We start from the raw sequence: 19,874 nt of genomic DNA on the forward strand, positions 1-19,874 counted from the left end.
GATATTTATTACTTCCATTATGCAAATTAAATATAAAATAGAAAAAAATCATTATTCAGGAGTCAAAATTGACCATAGACACTAAGAAACTGCAAAAAGCAGTCATGGAAAATAAGAAAAAACACGGTTTCAATACCACAGATATTGAATTTGAATTATTGCGATTACATGGAGAAGCTAATGAGTTATTTGAAGCCTGGCACAAGAATAATAAGAAAAATATCAATGAGGAATTAGCCGATGTAGGGATATTCCTATTAGGCATTGCAGAAATGCTGGACAGTGACCTGGGCGAAGACATTGTTAATAAAATGAAAATAAGCGAAAAAAGAATATACAAAAATGGCGTTAAACGCAGTCCTCATTAATTATCAGGGTTTAATATATCCAAATATAATATAAATATCATCTTTGATATCAAGTTATATACAAGATTATTTGATAATAGAGAAAGCGTCATAATGTTATGGTTTTAAAAAACTTATCTTATAAAACTAAACATATAATATCTGGTTTTATACAAATTCTTCTAGGTTTCTTTGCAACTTTTGTTTTAAAACACAAATTTTATGTCATAGTCATATTTTTAATTCTTGCCCTCTTGGATTTTGTAAATGTTCTTTTTGGAAAGGATCCAGCCGATAAACCTAAAAAATATTCTGAAAAAGTCTATAGGAATAGGGAGATATTTTCGACTTGCGTAGGTTTAGTTTTGCTTTTAATGGCTTTAGTGGAACTTATAGATAACCCGAGAAGTGTTTTAGGTCTTGTTTCTATGGAAGCTGGCCTGCTATGCGTACTATTCCCCTAATGAGCATTTAGAAATAGTTATTTCTGAAAAGTGTAATCTTAATTTGACAAAGGTTCCGAAATTTTCTCAATTTCGGAACCTTTTTATAATACAAAAATGCACCCAATAGCTGATTTTTACTATTAGGTGCATTTAAATTATTTATTTAGTTCTCTTAAAGTAATTTACTTGGCCGTCTTTGGCTTAGCAGCTTGACTTGCTTCTTCTGCAGTATTAATTGGACTTAATTTCACTCCTGCAATAAATTTGACGTCACTCTTTTTTACATAACCGTCACCCACATCAATGGAATCTGGTCCTCCACCACCTGGAAGGTCAGTGGCATAAAACTTATGACCTTTTAAATGGTAAAACAGTTCTGCTTTATTTTCAGCTGGCACCCAAATGTAAAGCAATTTATCTACCTTTAAATTTCCGCCTTGTTTCCTAATTCTTTGTCCTTTGTGATCTTGCTTGGTGCCATCGGCATTATAGACATCTGTATCTTGATAAAATCTAATATAAGAATAGTGCTCATAATCATAGTAATGAGAAGGCAAATCTTTCTTAACTTTAACGTCTAGGCAATACAGCCAATTATCCGTCCCTTTAATACGATAAATAACTGCATTTGGTATAGCTAATTGGCTAATTTCTTCAGCATATCCTTGTTCTTCAGCACGATCGACTACGAAAGTAGTACCTTTTTTAGCCTTTTTAGTAGTTTTGAGACCATTATTGATCTCATAAATTGGAGCACCACCATCTTTTGTCACTATTGCGATAGTTTCTTCGGTGTTTGAAGCGGTGATTTTGCCCAAGTTGCTGGCTCTTACATATTGCTTTGCGGGACCACCAATGCGGTAATAGCGCAGACCGTTCTTAAACTTCACAGTACCGCCATAAGTTGTAATGGAAGTTCCTTTTCTAATTAAACGATAGTCAGCCCGGCGTGAGCTGGTAGCGTAAACATAGGAATTATGCTTAACTTCACGTTTAACGCCGTCAATGTTATTAGCTTTGATATATTGCTTTTTACCACTAATTCTATAGTATGGTGCGTACGGTTGGAAATCTAAAATAACAGGTTTTTTATCAACTTCAACCCGGCGAAAAGCTGGATATTTAGCATCTACCTTTTGTCCGTTCTCATCATATGCTTGTGACGTATACATAACGGTTCTTATAGTGCTGGGAACCTTTGCTTGAACAGTATGGACTTGATGATTAAATGTTAAAACGGCAGTTAGTCCTAAAAAGCCAGCTGCTAAGTAATGAACAAGTTTTTTATTCATGTATTTTAACCTCTCTTCTTCAAAAAATGCTATCTCTATTTTTGATTCTCTAATTTCTGCAATAAAAACAAGAAATTATATAATTTCATTCTGTGCTTTTCTTAACGATTAATGAAGTTAAAAAATGATGGACTTAATTAGCCAAATATCTTAATAAAAATGCATCCAATAGCTGGCTTTTACTATTAGGTGCATTTAAATTATTTAATTTTCTTAAAATGATTTATTTGGCAGTTTTTTGCTTGGCAGCTTGACTTGCTTCTTCAGCTGTGTTGATCGGGTTTAGTTTTACGCCGTCAATAAATCTAACATCACTCGCTTTGACATAGCTATCGCCAAAATCTACTTCACTACCACCACTTCCGTCTGGCTTATTAGTGGCATAAAACCAATGACCCTTCATATGATAAAATAGTTCGGCTTTATTTTCGGCTGGCACCCAAATATAAAGCAATTTATCTACCTTTATATTACCGCCTTGTTTCCTAATTCTTTGTCCATTAATATCTTTCTTGGTGCCATCGGCATTATAGACGTCTGTATCTTGATAAAATCTAATATAAGAATAATGCTCAGAGTTATAAAAATGATGCGGAAGCTCTTTTTTAACTTTAACGTCTAGGCAATTGAGCCAATTATTCGTCCCTTTAATACGATAAATAACTGCATTTGGTATAGCCATATTGGTTATATCGTCGGCATATCCTTCTTCTTGAGCTCGGTCGACTATAAAAGTAGTACCTTTTTTAGCCTTTTTAGTAGTTTTGAGACCATTATTGATCTCATAAATTGGAGTCCCACCGTCTTTTGTTACTGTTGCAATAGTTTCTTCCGTGTTTGAAGCAGTGATTTTGCCCAAGTTGCCGGCTCTCACATATTGTTTTGCAGGACCACCAATGCGGTAATAGCGCAAACCGTTCTTAAACTTGACGGTACCACCATAAGTTGTAATTGAGGTTCCTTTCCGAATTAGGCGGTAGTCAGCCCTGCGTGAACTGGTAGCATAAACATAAGAGTTACGTTTGACCTTGCGTTTAACACCATCGATATTATTAGCTTTGATATATTGTTTTTTCCCGCTAATTTTATAGTATGGAGCATAGGGCTTGAAAGTTAGGATTAATGGCTTTTTTTCAACTTTGACCTGATGAAAAGCTGGATACTTAGCTTCAACCTTCCGTCCATCCTCATCGTATGCTTGTGACGTATACATAACAGTTCTTATGGTGCTGGGAATCTTTGCTTGAACAGTATGGACTTGCTGATTAAATGTCAGAACGGCAGTCAGTCCTAAAAAACCAGCTGCTAAATAATGAACAAGTTTTTTATTCATATTTTAACCTCTCTTCTTTAAAAAAATTACTATTTTTTTGCCATTGTTCTTATTTTGGGAACAAAAGCGCAAAACGAGACAATAGTAAAAAACAACTAATATAATAACTATTACTAATCATGTACCCCTTTTTATAATTATGGAAGATAAAAAATGATTAATTTAATTAAGGAAATATCTTAATATATAGGAAGATACTTAATTTTAAACTTTCTTCGTTGAATTTATACGTATTTATACGTATAATAAGAAACATGGAAGGTTTACTTTACGACGAAGACGCCAAGAGAAATTATCAAGATTTTAAAAAAGCAAGGCTTTGTGAAAAAGTCTCAAAATGGTTCCCATCTAAAAATGTATAACCCCATTACAAATGTTACTATTCCTGTTACCATTCATCCGAAAGAAATGAAAAAAGGACTAGAACAGAGAATTCTAAAAGAAGCTGGATTAAAATAAATTTTTCAGCTAATTTTTACATGTTAGGAGGAATTAATATGTCTAAGCTTTTAGTATACCCTGTTGTACTACACCCTGAAGACACTGGCTATACTGTCGAAGTTCCAGATATTACAGGTGGTTTTACTCAGGGCGAAGATTTAACTAATGCTTTGGAGATGGCTTCTGATATGATTGGATTAATGTTAGAAGACACAACTAATTATCCTAAACCATCTAAGTTAGAAAGTATCCATGTTGCTGACAATGATGTTAAAACTATTGTGGCCATTGATATGGATGAATATAGACGCAATAATCCCAAGACAATCCGCAAAACAGTAACTGTACCAGAATATCTGGTAAAAATGGGCAAAGAGAAAAATTTAAATTTTTCTGCTGTACTAACTAAAGCCTTAAAAACAGAATTAAATTTATAACTAGAAAAAATAAGTCCAGGAAGTTAAGCAACTTTCGGGACCTTTTTACAGTTTTCTGGACTAATTTAAATAGCATAATACAAAATAATGCACCTAATAGCTGATTCTTACTATTAGGTGCATTTAAATTGTGAATTCTTTCTTGACCGTTTTTGCTCAGCAGTTATAACCATATTTATGCTGTACTACTGAACTGCTTAACCAAAAATTCTAAAAGTTAGCCTTCTTCACGTAGCGGTTCAGTCCGATAATGTAGTAATAGCGACCTTTCCGCTTTACTGCACCACCATATGTTCTAACTTTGCGTCCGCGTTTCAGACTGGCATGTCTTATTTTCTTTGCTTTTTGATTATAGATGAGTGCATTATGCTTTAACTTACGCTTTTGGCCTGTAATATTAGTGGCCTTCACAAACGTATTATTATCTAAAAGATAATACTTCTGACCGTTTATGGTTTCGGTATCATAGGTAGTAATCATCTGGCCTGACATAAGTTCGCCTGTCACCCGCTTACCGTTAATATCATAGAGATACGAATTATGCATTACCATCCTTTCAATCCCTTTAAGGTAAGTATAAGTTACAGTCTGAGGCTGGTAGCTGAAGAAGCCTGTCGCATTATAAGGTCTTGCCTTTAATAAATAACCAGCAAATTTCAGTTCTTGGGTAACGTAGCCATCACCAACATTACCATTCAAGATTTTATCAGGTGTTAGTTTAAGGCCATTTTTATCTTCATAATGGACTCTGACCTCAGCTCCTGCAATCGGCTCCATAACACCAGATGAATGGCTTGGTGGGGTTGGCGTTGGCGTTGGAGTCGGGGTTGGCGTTGGTGTTGGTGGTGTTGGCGGATTGACTGGTGGCTTATCCTCATCAAAGTGTGTACCCTCGCGAACATAAGTATCGGCATCTTTAGCTGGATCATAATTTGCCATTAACTCTTTTGAGCTCCACCTATTTTTGCCTTTAGGATCATTAAGTGTACCATCAGCAACATTGATCCAAGTACCATCAGTATTTAATCCAGTACCATTGACAATATTATCTTTACCTAGCTTTAACAAGTTTAGACTCTGCAAATCAATTAGCATTTCGGAAATATATGTAATTTTGCTCATATCAAATCCGCTAATGTCAAGTTCCTTCAAGTCATAATCGAACTTAAACATCTCGCTCATATTAAAAACATTCGCAGTTTTAAAGTTGCTGAGATCAAGCTTTGTAATATGCTTGCAACCCATAAACATTCTATTCATTGCAGTTACTTTATCAGTATTAAATTTGCTAACATCAATTTTTGTTAAGCTTTCGCAGGCCCCAAACATACTTGACATAGTTGTAACGTTAGCAGTTGAAAAGCCGCTAACATCTAAGTCAGTTAGGGAAACGCAATTGTTAAACATCCCGCTCATATCAGTAACATTATCAGTTTTGAAATCTTCACCAAACTTAATGCTTTTTAGTAAATAGCAATTCTGGAACATGGTACTGGTATCGGTCACCTTACTAGTTTTAAAGTTGCTTAAATCAATTGCACTTAGTCTCCAACATTCTTCAAACATGCCACTTAATAATGAAACATTTTCGGTATTAAAGGTACTAACATCAATATTTTTAAGATTTTCGCAACCATAAAACATGCTTGTCATTCTGGTAACATTGGCAGTATTAAAGTTTTTTAGATTAACATCGCTTAGATTAATACATGTTGAAAACATGCTTGTCATATCAGTAACTTTACTAGTATCAAGCTTGTCCAAGCCGTCTATATTAGTTATATTACTAAATCCTTTAAATAGATACCTGACTGACCCGCTAAGTGCCAAGTGACCCTGAATAACAATATGGTTAACATTTACAGGATCAAGCCCTACATTATATAAAGCATTTGCCAGCGGTTTCGGATCTTCAACAACTGTGGAGCTACCAGGAATAGTTAACGTTTTACTGGACGAATCATAGCTAAGTGACAGATCACTATCGCCCCATGGAACTGTCCGAGTTCCTCTTGTTGCAATTTTCGCTTTTTTTACTGAATTTGCAGGAGGTGAAGCCGATGCAAATGTTGTTTGCGGTTTAATAATATTTAAACCTACCACAGTCATAGCAATAAAAGCTAAGCACGTTGTAAGTTTAATATTAAAAAGATATTTCTTCATTATTCGTCTCCTTTAAGTAATATAATTCTGCCTAACCCAAGTGTAGCATAAATAACATTTGTTATAAAGTATTTTTTAGATATATACACACATATATATTTATAATTTATTATTATTTTTAATATAAAAAAATACCGAAATCATATAGCATTAAATTAATTATACGGATATATACCAGTAATATACATGGAATGTCACCTTTTTTAAGCTAACATAAAAGGAGTAATAATGAATTTTCGTCTCAAACTTTTACCATAAAGTGACATGCTTTTTCTAATGACTGCTAAAGAAATTCATGCACCACTGGTAATCAAAAAGATAGTATCGGAGTAATTCCAACGGATACTTAGAAAACTTCTATCGCAAAATTAAATAAATTGAGCGTACAACACTTGGTTACGCCAACTTCCACAATCTGCTAACCAGGATTAGATTAGCAGAAAACAAGGTAAAAGAAAAAGAACCAAGCAGCTAATAAAATACTTGATTCTTTTTATATATATCAACTATATCAACGACAATGAACAATTATTTATTTAATTGACAGCTTTAATTTTGCCAGTTGTCGAACACTTTTATAATTAAGCAAGTTAAAACCACAGTTAAAATTAACGGAATAACCATTTCCCAAGCCGTCAGGATTTGTACTTGACTGCTAATAGTAGATTCCCAAAATGTTATTAATCTTATTTGCCACGCCCAAGGAACCACAGGCCAGATAAAATCAAAAAGACTGGTGATGCTTAAGCCTGAGATTACGACACCAAAGAAGCCCAGAATCATAGCACCACCAACATTAAACTTTAAGGCTATCCATTGGGCTAATTCATATTGAATAAGACCGAAAAGTGCAAAAATAAAACTGGTTAGTAAAATTTTAATAAAGGATATATTATTTATCTGAAAGGCAAACCTTAAAATAAAGAAATAAATCAAACTCATTCCGATAATTTCAAGGAAATATAATAGCCAATAATATAATAGTTGCAGTTCGATAGTTAAGCCTTTTTTGCCAGGATTAGCCAACCAATTTTTACAATGACCAGCTTTTTCCTCACGATCGAAAACTAGACCTATAACAATGCTAATAACTAGCGGAGAAATAAGTGCCAGCAATTCGTAAAAAGTTATTATCAGAACGGATGAGTTTACAATATTTTTTCTTGTACCATAATAAAATCCCATTAATAATGGATAAACAATTAAAGTTAACAAATGTAAATATAATAAAAAACTCCGCTTAAGTTTAACGTTTTCTGACCGAAAAATATTTTTAAGCATTTTTGATTACCTGCTTCTTAAATGATCTCGCAGCCAGATAGCTGAACAAAACGAAAAGCAGAATAGCTGCTGCTATAATCCAATAATTATTTGAACCTGCCACATTATGACCTAGAGGTAATCCGTTAATATTCATTTTTATCAAGGGTACTGGGAAAAGCTCAGACCAAGTAAATGGCCAAATTTTGCCAAGGAAATAACTATTTACTTCTATGCCGCTAAAAATTCCGGCAAAAGCCAATACAATAGTTACATACATATTAGTAAGGCGACTAAGCCAAAGATATAAAGGAATTTGCCAAAGATTGACTAACCAAATACCAAAAATTACCAAAAAACATGAAATTAACGAGACACTAATTTCAGAAATGAAATAAAGCAAGCTTACAAAAAGGGCTAAAAATAAAGAAGAAACTAATGTTAAAAGTGCAACGTGTAGAATTCTACCTAATTCATAATCAAATAAATTGTAAGGTGAGCTCAAAATCAACTTATAGTTCGTACTATTTTTCTCATGTCGATCAATCAACCCAACAATCAAAGCAAGAAATAAGGGAAACCAAATGGTACTCCACTGATTAATGACACTTTGAATAGCATAACCAGTGGTGGCAAAAAGCACTGTCACTACAATTATTACTAAAAGAGGATAAAGCCACAATAACTGTCTGACTAAAGTTCTTTTTGTTTTTATCACTTCAATAGATAATGAGTTAAGCATTCGTTACACCAGCATTCATTAAAGTATCATTAAATAATTGTTCCAGATTTTCTGTATGATCTATAGTTTTTTCAAGTAAAAGCCGGCCTTTGCCGATAATGCCAATCTTATCGGCTAAACGCTCGACTTCAGAAAGCATATGACTAGAAATGATAATAGTAATGCCTTCTTTCTTAAAATTAGAAATCAAATTCCGCAATTGCTGAATTCCCAGTGGATCAAGTCCATTTGTCGGTTCATCCAAAATTAACAACTTGGGTTGGCCAACAAGAGCTAAGCCAATTCCAAGGCGTTCTTTCATTCCCAAAGAAAAATTTTTAGTCAGTTTTTTACCCGTATCACTAATGCCTACTTTTTCCAGAATAGCTGGTATTTCGCTTTCTTCGACTCCTCTTAAACGACAAACTACCTGGAGATTTTCAGCAGCCGTTAAATTACCATAAAGAGGTGCGTTTTCAATCAAAGAACCAATAGCAGATAAATCCGCTCTAGACCAATCGTGACCAGCAAACGTAATGGCACCACTTGTAGCGGGTATGATTCCCGTTAAAATCTTCATTAAGGTAGTCTTACCTGCGCCATTGGGGCCTAGTAAACAATAGACCTGATTTTCTGGGACATGTAAGCTTATTTGATTGAGTACAACTTGATCTTTAAACTTTTTTGTTAGTTTATTTGTTACTATTAAATCAGACATACTTTCCTCTTTTATAATAATTTTTATTATTAAAATATACTCAAATAGTTTTAAAAGCAAACCTAAATACAAGCAATTTAACAATATTAAACTTTATTCACCTAACATAATGAAAATGATTATATTATATATCAAAAACTGCGTCAATATAATTTGTAATAAGTAGCTATCCAAAAAGCAATTTGCTCTAAACAAAAAGCTTAATAATCCGGCTCTATAATTTATCCTGTTAATAGGCTTTTTATTGCATAAAAAGAAGGACATATTCCTCTTGCATTAAAATACCAACCTCAGTATTTATAACAGGTTTGAATTATGTCCCCTTTTGTTGATTATATTAAGTTTGCTCTTGATATTTTAAAGATTTTTTCTTTCGCTTGGCTAACAACTATAAGCACAGAGTCTTATGTAGCACACACGATAAACGTTAGCTGGCTCAACCTGACTTGATAGGAAAATACTGCTGTACTTACCAGCCTTCTATGCTTAAAGCGTAATTAATAGGTTAACACCGGAGTAATTCCAACGGATACTTAGAAAACTTCTATCGCAAAATTAAATAAAGTGAGCGTACTGCATTTGACTGCGCCAATTTCCACAATCTGCTAACTAAAACCAGATTGTTAGAAAATAAGGTAAAACGAACAGAATTTGACAAAGAATTGGTTTTGCCTTTTCTTTTGGATTTTAAAGCAATAGCAAAAGTTGCAATTTCATTTTAATCTCGCATGCTTAAATGAACACTTTCCTTTCTCAAATGATATTCTATTTGTACTACTATTTGAGTATCACTTCTACTTCTTAGGTTCTTTTTAAATGATTTACTTGGCCGTATTTTGCTCAGAAATTATCAGCAAATTTGATATTTAGTGAAATTTGCAAAGTCAATTTATACGGTCATAATTTTTTGTTGTTTTATAAGTTTTAATATATAAACGAATTAGCTATACAAGTGCATCTTTGTATAACTAATCCATTTCTTGTGTTACCATAGAAGACAGTAAAGTGCTACAAGCGCTTTCAGATATTGATAAAAAGGGGATTTTTTCTATGAATCAAAAAGTAGTTATCATTGGTGCTTCTCATCCGGGTCATGAAGCAGCTATCGAGTTATTAGACAGATATCAAGATCTTGATGTCACTATTTATGAAGCAAGTGACTTTGTTTCATTTATGTCTTGCGGAATGAAGCTCTTTTTAGAAGAAAAAACTACCGGTCAAGACAATGTACGTAATTTTTCACCTGCTGATTTAGAAAAATTAGGTGGTAAAATTGTCAATAATTCGCAAGCAGTTGCCTTAAATCCGGCGAATAAGCAAGTTACAATTAAAAATACCCAAACTGGACAGACTGAAGAAGTTAATTATGACAAATTAATCTTGTCTCCAGGAGTTGATCCACTCCAATTACCTGTTCCAGGGGCAGATTTAGACTATGTTTATTTAATGCGAGGCTACAGTTGGGCTAAAAAGATCAATGAAGCTCTTCATAATGATGAAATTAAAAACATCGTTGTTGTGGGTGCTGGTAACGGAATTGCTGCCGTTGAAGCTGGTGTTTTAGCTGGTAAAAACATGACCTTGGTTGATGCCAGCAACCATATTTTGGCTAATTATTTTTCAAAAGACTTTACCGCTGTTTTTGAACAAGAAATGCGAGACAAGGGAGTCGATTTAAAGCTTAATACAAAAGTTACTGGCTTTACCAATGATCACCTAGTCCAAACTGATCATGGTGATATTAAAGCTGATTTAGTTATCGTCGCTGCAGGCATTGTTGCTAATACTGACTGGCTTAAAGATACTATTAATTTAAACCAACGTGGTTATATTGAAACAGACGAATATTTGAGGACTAATCAAAAAGACGTTTATGCTTTGGGTGATGCTATTTGGCCACTATCAATCCCGGCTAATAAAAGAATGCCGATTCCATCGGCAGTCGCTGCTCGCCATGAAGCAAATTACTTAGTACAACATTTGTTTGAAGAAAAACCAAGCCGGCCATTCCCAGGTTTAGTGGGCGGACAATTACTAGAATTTGGTGATGTACATGCGGTAGTTAGCGGCCTCCCACAAAAATCTGCTGAATTTGCCGGCATTAATGCTGCAACTAGCATCTACATCGATCATTTGCGTCCAGACTTTATTCCTGTAGATGATAATCCGTTAGGATATATTTCCTTAACTTATAACAAGGATACTCATCAAATTCTGGGGGGTGCAGTTATGTCTAAATATGACATCACTGCTCAAGGAAATGTTTTAAGTTTAGCAGTTGGTCATAAATTAACGTTAGAAGATTTAGCTGAGCAAGACTTTTTCTTCTCACCAAGTTTTGATCGGCAATGGAATATCTTGAATTTGGCTGCACAACATGCGCTAGGTTTACACAAGTTTTAATTAATTTTGATAGGTGCTTAACCTTGTGAAATACCCCATTATAGTGTCCTAGTATGTTTAGCAAATTTAATAAAGAAAAAGAAGTTTTGTAGCTCTTTTAAAAAAATTAGCGGCTTGATAAGCGGAAGTTGATTAAGAAATAGAAGACTGTCTCTAACCTGCTAAAGTATGATTGGGACAGTCTTTTTTATTCTTAGAGTTACTACTGCTTGAAAATGACTAAAAAACCCTAAATATGATTTCATCATTTGATAAATTTTCACTTAATTTATATATGCCTTTACTTTTATGTTGCCTTGCTTCAATTTGATGCAATAAATAGACTTGACATCTTTTGTCTTGACATAGCCATCAACTACGTTTATCTGATTAACATTACCAGTCATATAAAATTTATGACCAGATATATACTAAAATGATATATATATGATACAATTATTAAGAGATGATAAAAATGAAAAAAAGCATTTATAAACTTATTTGGGAATTCTTTTCTTTTCTGATATTAATAATCTTTATAGGGTGGTTAATGGATCCCAAAAATACTTTTACAATGAGAAATATTGCTGGGTGTGTAATTAGTTCAATTATTTGGACGTTTGTTATGTATTTTTTTGAAGTGAAATCCAAAAATAAGGAAAAGGTTTAAAAAATAAAACAGTGTATTAATTAGAATTCATACAATAGCATGACGTTGTACTAAGCCCCAAAAGTTGGATAACTTTTGGGACTAATTTTATGACAAAATTATCTAGGGGGTCAAAAAACACTATAACTAAATAAAACGCTTATCTTGATTAACTTCACTATTCTTGGAAAGTTAATTTTTTATCTGCTTTCCAATTTAAATAGCTTTAGCTTATTTTCAATTCATTAATTAGTATTAATCTCTTTGAAAGCCTAACCGAAGACAGCTATACTGCTCTATAATGATTAGTAGATATTTAATCAGTTTTTGAGGTGATTACATGAAATTAAATAAAAAGTTTGTTTATGCTTCTATAGCAAGCATTCTTGCTATTAGTCCTATGCTACCCGCAGTAATGCCAAGCAATACAGAAGCATTAGCTGCTAAGACTGATACTCTCACGTTGAATCATAATTCTTATGTTTATACGGCTCAGGGCAAGCGCACCTATTATAACGGTAAAAGAACATTGCGTATGGGCACCACCGTAAACGGTAGTAACAAAACAACTTCAATTAATGGTAAAAGCTACTATCCTTTAACCAGTGGTGCCTACGTTAAGGCGGCTAATGTTGGTGTTGTTAACAAGCAGGTACAAAGTGGTAACTTGAAACTCAATTACAATTCTTATGTTTACGATAAGAATGGCAAGCGTTTGGGGAAATTCCATGGCAGTAAAAAGAATACGCATTTGCGCAAAGGCACCCCCTTGAAATACTCTGGCTCTGTTGAAAAAATTGACCGGAATAGCAAACAATATTTCTTAGTCAATGATGACAACTATAATCAGTCATGGCTCCCCTATGAAAAAATTGGCAGCAAATACTACTACAATATAGGCGCTGGCGGCTATGTTAATGCGGCCAATGTTGGCAATATTGATAACAAGCCCCTTTATGTCGCAGAAGCAACCGTAACAATTGCCAAAAGAAACAATTATATTAAAGCCATTCAAGTGGGTCTAGGTAAAGAGCAAAGGAGCATTAAGCCACTCCAAAAAATAAAAGTCGATCGTGAAACACTAAAGGCAGGAGACCCAACCGATTCACCTAGTTATATTATTAGTGGAACAAAAACTGGTTGGCTTGCTAAATCATTAGTTCAAAAAAAGGTAAGACAACGACTGTTAACTTGTACTGGTGACACATATGTTCTAATTACTGCTCCTACAGACACATATGACGTTAACGGGCAATTGCGAGCAAACCAGTATATACAATCCGGTCAGACGCCTTTTAACAAAGGTGAAAAAATCCCCGTTGATGAACTGTTATATATTTGGTCAAATAAAGATAATAAAGCCGAACTTTATTATCATTTAGGTGCTGCCAATAACATTTCTAATAACAATTTCATATATAACAACAAAGATCGAATGACTTTTATTAAAACTGCTGATTGCAAGTATATTTCTGGTCCATTTTTGAAACCTCTCAATACCGTTGATGAGGCTAAAGCAGACTCCAAGACTGCAACTACAACCGACAAAAAAGATCTGCAAAAGCTAATTAATCATGAAAAAGCAGTTAAAAATAATGAAAGTATGGAAGTTGATTCTGGCATTTATGATGAAACATTAAAAAGAGCAAAATATATTAACAGCTCAAATAGTTCAACTGTGGCTGCTGTAAAAGAAGTCACTAGAAGTCTACAGCTTGAAGATAAATTAGCCTATATGCCTCCTGTTGAAGCAATTATTTATCATCATTTAAAAGACACAGCACCAGAATATTTTTGAAGTTACACACAGAAAAAAATTCAATTTTAAGATGTTCATATTAATTACTTTTAAAGGTAATTGATATGAGCATCTTTTTATAATTATCCTGAATAATATCAGCCAAAAAAGATTCTAATTAATAAAAAAGCCATAATAATACTCCCCAAAAGACTATATAATATTTTTCATTTTTGCGCGAACATATGTTTGCTTTATGCATACATTTGTGCTATATTAAAAGCGACTTCGAAGTCGTATTAACTTGTTTTCAATTATTTTTATAATTCTCAGAAGGGAGAATAATTATGAGTATCAAAAGTTTATCTATATCACTATTATATAATGGTAAATTGTAAAATGAAGTTGAACACCTGCGCTGATTAGAAAATGAAAAAAGTCCATTGGACTTCTTTGATAGAATGTAATTACCAACCTAATTCTAGAAAGAAGTTTCCAATGAACTCCCTTAATTCTATCATATCTACTCACCAAAAGGGCCAACATCTTGCTTTGCAAGACCGCGTAATTATCCAAGTTTTACGCAGCCAAGGCCAGTCCCTGCGTCAAATTGCCCGTGCCCTCAACTGCTCGCCCACCACGGTCAAGTACGAGCTTGCACGCGGCCAGATTTCTTTGTATCACGGCAAACGGTACCGCTACGATGCCCGAAGCGCAAAGACGCTATCAGATAAGGCGCTTAAACTGCGGCCGTAAGCAAGCTTTTCTAGCCAAAACCCGCTTCATTAAGTACGTTGAACAGCACTTCTTCAAGCAGGGCTGGTCGCTTGATGCCTGCGCCGGTCGCGCCTTAGCCAGCGGCGCATTTGTCCGGAATGAAACAGTCTGCACCAAGACGCTTTACCATTATGTGGAACTTGGTTTATTACAGATTAAGGCAACTGACTTGCCTGAGTGCTTAAGCCGCAAGACGAAAGCCAAACGGGTACGCCAGCATAAACGCAGATTGGGCCGCAGTATTAGTGAACGGCCTGCTGCTATTAACCAGCGCCGCGAGTTTGGCCACTGGGAGTGCGACTTAGTTTTAGGACATAAAACCAAAGATGACCAGGCCCTTTTAACCCTGTATGAACGCATGACCCGCAAATTCATGATTATCCCGATTAAGGATAAGACGGCTGCATGCGTGATGGCAGCCTTTAAAACCTTAAGCAGCCAATACCAGGAGCACTGGCACGAGGTCTTTAAGACCATTACCACCGATAATGGTTCTGAGTTTGCGGATTTAGCTTAGTTAGAACAAATATCACAGACACTGGTCTACTACGCGCACCCCTATACTTCTTGTGAGAAGGGCGGGGTTGAGCGGCACAACCGGCTAATCCGGCGCTTCATTCCTAAAGGCAAGTCCATCAAGGATTATGACTTAATGCAAATCTATGGCATTGAGGACTGGAGCAATAACCTGCCCTGCAAGATCTTAGCCTACCACACACCCGATGAATTATATGAAAGAAGATTAGATTGCATCTATCAGATCAAGTAGGGTGTTCAACTTAAAATTGCAATTTTCGGCAAAACAAAAGTCAACTATATTTTGCAAAAATAAAACAAAAATATTTGTTGATTCATCAAGCTTTGTGACATATTATCGAATATAAATCGGTTTTTTAAAACATAAATTTACACAAAAAATAAGCCACCCCAGACTTGTTGGAATCAGGCTTTAGCCTATTGAACGGAATCAAAAACTACTCTGAACAAGTGGAATTTGCTCAAAAATCTCAAAGATGTGATATAATTTGTATAAACAAAAAGGCGCTGTCTGCAAACAGCGCCTGCCCAGAGCCGCTTTTAAGAGCGGTGGCTAATATTAATAGATTACAAAACCCGCTAACCTCGCCAAAAGTTAAAGCGGTTTTTGTTTACTTATGTTTGTGTAGCATTTTGCGCAGCTTGCGGTAAGACTTTATAAGCTTCTGAGCCTGCTTGGTGATCTTTGTCATCACAACAATGCTTTCGTAACCAAACCTCAGAAGCGAAAGCAGAGCAAGCATGATAGCAGTCAGCCACGCCACAACGTAAATTGCACCTCAGTATTGTAAGATCTGCATAGGAATTTAAAACTTCCATAGGCATCACCTTCCTTTGAAGTGCCACCGCTCATATTAACTTTTCTGGTTAATACAATTATAACATATAAAATACGTCCAAACGCTGATAAAATAAAGCTTTATAGCTTGTGCATTATACTCGATTTAAGATTTACAAACATAAGAATCAGAAAAAGAAAATTAATAATGTCGTAATCGAGTTACTCACGTTTTAAACTAAGCATTTGCTGATCTACAATAAAAGCTGTGAACCAAAATTAGGCTTAAATATAAGTTTGGTTTTCGACAAAAGGTATTTAGAAATATTGATTAAGACTAGGATCAAAAAGATAAAGAAATGGATTAGAAGAAAGGTTCTAATTATGGTTTTCGATGTTTTTTTAAAAAAGCAAAAGCCGTTAATGCTAAAGATTATGTTTTAGGGATAATGGCCGATGATTATCGCCAATACAGAATAGAATCATCAGACAATGATTCTAAAAGTTTTGCCAAGCTTATATTTAACTTAATCATTCAAGAATCGTATAAGCATTTAAAGGATGATACTTTTATTAGTCCTGATGTAATCTTCGATATGATTAGCAAGCAGATTGACAACGTATCTAGTTTCCCTACAGAAAAGTTTGACTTTGATTCTATAAACCTTGCGCCAATTTCAACCGTAAAACTCCCCAATTTGCTTTTGGGTAAAAGAATAAACAAAGAAGCAAATAGATTAGCTAAAGGTTTAGATGAAGTTACAAATTATGGTGAGTACGGCCATTACATGATTTTCTATAATGACGATGATCAGATCTTTTCCTTAAAAGACAATGAAGAAAGGAATCTTGCCCTAGTTTTCTACTACTTTATTGATGGATGTAGAAAATATAAATTGAAACCTCATCACATGTTAAGAGCCATTAAAGAACAAGCATACAAGCTAAGAGCGACACTTCTCTTCAAATCCAAGACAAATCCCCCACTATTGTTCTATAAACTCGGAAGTGGCGATAGATATGACTACTGCAGAGATGTTTCAGAATTTGAAAAAGATCAGAAAATAAAATCAGCAATGTTAAAGCTTGCAAAGCAAGATGTTGGCCCTTTTGGTGAGTAGATATGGTAGAATTAAGGGAGTTCATTGGTAACTTCTTTCTAGAATTTGGAGTAATTACATTCTATCAGAGAAGTCCAATGGACTTTTTTCATTTTCTAATCAGGGCAAGTGTTCAACTTCATTTTACAATTTACCGTTTTTTTAGAATGCGTCAATTACTCACATGTTTAACATAAATCCTGGATGTTTAATCGCTAAAAGTCAGTCCCATTTAGTCATTAATTTTAATAAAAAGAAATCAAAGTTTTAAGTCTTATGTGACTATATTTTTTATCGCTTAGACTAACTTATTAAGAAATTTATGTCCTTAATTGTAAGTTTAGCAGAAAGGTTTCCATGTATATATAATATTTGTAGAGTTTTCATTGATTTTTAACATTTTATTGTTCTTTATGTGATTCTGATTTTTCATTGAACTACTATTTATAGCCACAAAGAAGTGGTTATTTAGATTTTTTATGAAAACTCACCTGATTTTCTTTATAAGATACTTTATTAATTAGGATTCTACTCACTACTCAGCTCGTTGTGCAAAATTAATTCAGTCATGATATAATGTAACTGTAAAGAAAAGAGGCCTTGCGCTAACAAGACCTCTTTGAAAACAAGCAGCCGCTCTAAAGGCGGTTAGCTGTCTAGGTAATAGAAGACTATCCCCAACTTGCTAAAGTATTATTGGGACGGTCTTTTTTATTTCTTGTGATTATTGATATAATCCAACAACACAATAATAAACGTGGCGAATGCCAACATTATTTGTAATGCCTGGTAAACGCTCATTAACTGCTTCTCTTTCTAAAAGATTTCGTGCCATAGGCACCATCTCCTTTCCGGATCAACAGCCAACCGCCCTCAAAACAATTTGCTTGAATTCTAAATTAATTATAACAAATACTGTTTGCATATTGAATAACTATAGAGTATTATTGCCAAATCAATGGCTTATTTTGATTATTTCCACTATATAGTATTTTGTTTCCCTCTTTAAAAACTAAAATACATTTTTGACACTGGTAAAAGACGGTTTTACTACCAGTGTACTAAGCCAATCCAAGTTTAAAATGAGCGCATTTTTAAGGTATGTAAATAAGACTTTTTAATCAATATTGGGAGCGCTAAAATAGCTTTATCACGTAAAAAATATAGGAAAGGAATTTTTATGATTAGAAAATGCCAAGTAGCTGACAGTCCAGCTATTCAAAAAATCAATCAAATTGAACTAGGTTATGATTATCCTGTCGAAAAAACGGCCGCTAACATTAAAAGGTTGCTAAATGATCCCAAACATCACTATCTCTGGGTCTTTGAAGATGAAGATAGCAAAAAGGTTGAGGGATATTTGCATGCAGAAATTTTTGAAGAAACCTACTTTGACCCCATGTTCAATGTTTTAGCTTTAGCAGTAGATTCTTCTGCCCAAAAGAAAGGCATAGGCAGTCAACTTATGCAAACTTTGGAAAAGCAGGCTAAAAATTTAGGCATGAAAGAAATTAGGTTAAATTCAGGAGAATCACGTTTAGGTGCTCATAAATTTTACGAAAAACTGGGCTATACCAGTAATAAAATGCAGAAAAGATTTGGTAAAACCATAAAATAATTTATTTAAACTGTAATTGATTTTCGTTGTTTATAAATGTTTACTAATAATAATTTAGCTAGTACATTATATATAAATTTAAAGCAATTAACTATACTTCATAATACATCTAAAGTGCTACTATGCATATGAGGTGATCAATAATGCTAAGTCCAGAAAAAAGCAAAATTTCGATTTCAGTTAAAGTTAATTCAGAAGATAAAAACCGAGTTACAAAAATATTTAACGGCCTAGGCCTTAATCTTTCGACTGCCATTAATATATTTATAAAGAAAAGTATTGCTGAAGGTGGTTTACCGTTTGAAGTTAGGGATCCATTTTATAGTGAGGAAAATCAAGCTGAACTAAATCAGCGTTTCAAAAAGATTAACAATAATCAGGATATCCATTCACATCATCTTTTAAATAGTGAGCAGAAGAAAGAATGACAGTAGAATTTTTAGATAAAGCTTGGAATGAATATGTTAATTGGCAAGCCGGAAAAATTAAAATATCAAATTGGTTGGTCAAGAAGAATAAATAATGTAGATAGATTAGTTTACACAGTTAAAAATGAGCGATTAATTATTATAGCTTGCAAAACTCACTATAATTAAAGCTAAAAATCCTCTTAGTTAGATTTCAATTTAACTAAGAGGATTTTTATATGTTTATATGTATAAATCTTTACATTCACAAAACTAGCAATTTCTTTAAATATACTATTCATCTAAAAGTCTGATAAATCTATTGGTGCGGACACCTTTCCTTTTTTTAAATTAGCAACAGATTCATCCATTGCTTTTAATCCCTTATCAGAAATATCTTTTGATTTGACTAATTCTCTATGTTCCAATATTAAGCAACCTTTATTATATTCTTTTACATATCATAATCATATTTTGATCTAAGCAGTGTAACTAGTTTTTGCTAGCCGTCTGAGCAAAGTGATTGTTAACAACTTGCATAATAAATTTCTCCCTTTTCTATGGGATCCACTGCGAAAAGCCTATCATATTAAAATTAATAAAAGAAGAAATAACACAATAAAAACCCGCCTTATTTATACGATCTGAAGTTAACCCCCAGAATTGGACAAAGATTCCAATTCGGGGGTTTTCTTATGTCTAAATATTTACAAAAAACAAAATTAGAAGC

The 19,874-nt window shown here is 33.9% G+C and carries 18 protein-coding genes and 1 pseudogene; 11 read left to right on the forward strand and 8 right to left on the reverse strand.

The window, feature by feature from the left end; all coding sequences use genetic code 11:
- Window positions 1-68 precede the first annotated feature (68 nt).
- Window positions 69-368: a MazG nucleotide pyrophosphohydrolase domain-containing protein gene (locus H3R29_RS03590; RefSeq protein ID WP_198202637.1), complete on the forward strand. Its 300-nt coding sequence runs from the start codon at window positions 69-71 to the stop codon at window positions 366-368.
- A 98-nt stretch (window positions 369-466) separates the two neighbouring features.
- Window positions 467-811, forward strand: a complete 345-nt coding sequence (locus H3R29_RS03595; RefSeq protein WP_198202638.1) for a hypothetical protein — start codon at window positions 467-469, stop codon at window positions 809-811.
- 164 nt (window positions 812-975) lie between these two features.
- Here the strand turns inward: H3R29_RS03595 and H3R29_RS03600 are convergent, their stop codons facing one another.
- Both H3R29_RS03600 and H3R29_RS03605 read right to left on the reverse strand, forming a co-directional pair.
- Window positions 976-2,085, reverse strand: coding sequence for an SLAP domain-containing protein (locus H3R29_RS03600; RefSeq protein ID WP_198202639.1), 1,110 nt, complete (start codon window positions 2,083-2,085; stop codon window positions 976-978).
- Window positions 2,086-2,308: 223 nt separating this feature from the next.
- A complete protein-coding gene (locus tag H3R29_RS03605; protein WP_198202640.1) occupies window positions 2,309-3,418 on the reverse strand; it encodes an SLAP domain-containing protein in 1,110 nt (369 codons plus the stop codon).
- 294 nt (window positions 3,419-3,712) lie between these two features.
- Here H3R29_RS03605 and H3R29_RS03610 point away from each other — a divergent pair, with 294 nt between their 5' ends.
- Together H3R29_RS03610 and H3R29_RS03615 are read left to right on the forward strand one after the other, a co-directional pair.
- Window positions 3,713-3,877, forward strand: coding sequence for a type II toxin-antitoxin system HicA family toxin (locus tag H3R29_RS03610; RefSeq protein WP_370567384.1), 165 nt, complete (start codon window positions 3,713-3,715; stop codon window positions 3,875-3,877).
- 38 nt (window positions 3,878-3,915) lie between these two features.
- Complete coding sequence (locus H3R29_RS03615; protein WP_198202641.1) at window positions 3,916-4,296, forward strand: type II toxin-antitoxin system HicB family antitoxin; 381 nt, start codon at window positions 3,916-3,918, stop codon at window positions 4,294-4,296.
- Window positions 4,297-4,506: 210 nt separating this feature from the next.
- Here H3R29_RS03615 and H3R29_RS03620 read toward each other — a convergent pair whose 3' ends face one another.
- The 4 genes from H3R29_RS03620 to H3R29_RS03640 all read right to left on the reverse strand — a co-directional run bounded on the left by H3R29_RS03620 (window position 4,507) and on the right by H3R29_RS03640 (window position 9,158).
- Window positions 4,507-6,459 carry a BspA family leucine-rich repeat surface protein gene (locus tag H3R29_RS03620; protein WP_198202642.1) on the reverse strand — a complete coding sequence of 651 codons (1,953 nt, stop codon included), beginning with the start codon at window positions 6,457-6,459 and terminating at the stop codon, window positions 4,507-4,509.
- A 549-nt stretch (window positions 6,460-7,008) separates the two neighbouring features.
- The gene (locus H3R29_RS03630) at window positions 7,009-7,740 is read right to left on the reverse strand and encodes a lantibiotic ABC transporter permease (RefSeq protein ID WP_198202643.1); all 732 of its coding nucleotides are present in this window, start codon (window positions 7,738-7,740) and stop codon (window positions 7,009-7,011) included.
- Entirely contained in the window at window positions 7,733-8,461 is a 729-nt protein-coding gene (locus tag H3R29_RS03635) for a hypothetical protein (RefSeq protein ID WP_198202644.1), read from the reverse strand. Before H3R29_RS03635 ends, H3R29_RS03630 begins: the two co-directional genes overlap by 8 nt.
- A complete protein-coding gene (locus tag H3R29_RS03640) occupies window positions 8,454-9,158 on the reverse strand; it encodes a lantibiotic protection ABC transporter ATP-binding subunit (RefSeq protein ID WP_198202645.1) in 705 nt (234 codons plus the stop codon). The genes H3R29_RS03635 and H3R29_RS03640 overlap by 8 nt, the downstream gene beginning before the upstream one ends.
- A 1,050-nt stretch (window positions 9,159-10,208) precedes the next feature.
- Here H3R29_RS03640 and H3R29_RS03645 point away from each other — a divergent pair.
- From H3R29_RS03645 to H3R29_RS03660, 4 genes and pseudogenes are all read left to right on the forward strand, one after another.
- Window positions 10,209-11,561 (forward strand): FAD-dependent oxidoreductase, encoded by a 1,353-nt coding sequence (locus H3R29_RS03645; protein ID WP_198202646.1) that lies wholly within the window; start codon window positions 10,209-10,211, stop codon window positions 11,559-11,561.
- A 968-nt stretch (window positions 11,562-12,529) separates the two neighbouring features.
- Window positions 12,530-13,987, forward strand: a complete 1,458-nt coding sequence (locus tag H3R29_RS03650; protein WP_198202647.1) for an SLAP domain-containing protein — start codon at window positions 12,530-12,532, stop codon at window positions 13,985-13,987.
- Window positions 13,988-14,425: 438 nt separating this feature from the next.
- Window positions 14,426-15,473, forward strand: a pseudogene (locus H3R29_RS03655) (IS30 family transposase).
- Between the two features lie 995 nt (window positions 15,474-16,468).
- Window positions 16,469-17,140 (forward strand): hypothetical protein, encoded by a 672-nt coding sequence (locus tag H3R29_RS03660; RefSeq protein ID WP_198202648.1) that lies wholly within the window; start codon window positions 16,469-16,471, stop codon window positions 17,138-17,140.
- A gap of 690 nt (window positions 17,141-17,830) precedes the next feature.
- Here H3R29_RS03660 and H3R29_RS09235 read toward each other — a convergent pair.
- A complete protein-coding gene (locus H3R29_RS09235) occupies window positions 17,831-17,920 on the reverse strand; it encodes a putative holin-like toxin (protein WP_081945396.1) in 90 nt (29 codons plus the stop codon).
- Between the two features lie 379 nt (window positions 17,921-18,299).
- On the opposite strand from H3R29_RS09235, the gene H3R29_RS03670 reads away from it, so the two are divergent.
- The 3 genes from H3R29_RS03670 (at window position 18,300) to H3R29_RS09145 (ending at window position 19,333) form a co-directional block, all read left to right on the forward strand.
- Window positions 18,300-18,737, forward strand: a complete 438-nt coding sequence (locus H3R29_RS03670; protein WP_198202649.1) for a GNAT family N-acetyltransferase — start codon at window positions 18,300-18,302, stop codon at window positions 18,735-18,737.
- Between the two features lie 143 nt (window positions 18,738-18,880).
- Complete coding sequence (locus H3R29_RS03675) at window positions 18,881-19,165, forward strand: type II toxin-antitoxin system RelB/DinJ family antitoxin (RefSeq protein ID WP_198202650.1); 285 nt, start codon at window positions 18,881-18,883, stop codon at window positions 19,163-19,165.
- Between the two features lie 87 nt (window positions 19,166-19,252).
- On the forward strand, window positions 19,253-19,333 hold the full coding sequence (locus tag H3R29_RS09145; RefSeq protein ID WP_233557734.1) for a type II toxin-antitoxin system YoeB family toxin: 81 nt from the start codon (window positions 19,253-19,255) through the stop codon (window positions 19,331-19,333).
- Window positions 19,334-19,446: 113 nt separating this feature from the next.
- Here the strand turns inward: H3R29_RS09145 and H3R29_RS09190 are convergent, their stop codons facing one another.
- Window positions 19,447-19,572: a hypothetical protein gene (locus H3R29_RS09190; protein WP_255524987.1), complete on the reverse strand. Its 126-nt coding sequence runs from the start codon at window positions 19,570-19,572 to the stop codon at window positions 19,447-19,449.
- Between the last annotated feature and the right edge of the window lie 302 nt (window positions 19,573-19,874).

It is taken from the genome of Lactobacillus sp. M0393 (assembly GCF_016102025.1).
In the GTDB taxonomy this organism is placed as follows: domain Bacteria; phylum Bacillota; class Bacilli; order Lactobacillales; family Lactobacillaceae; genus Lactobacillus; species Lactobacillus melliventris.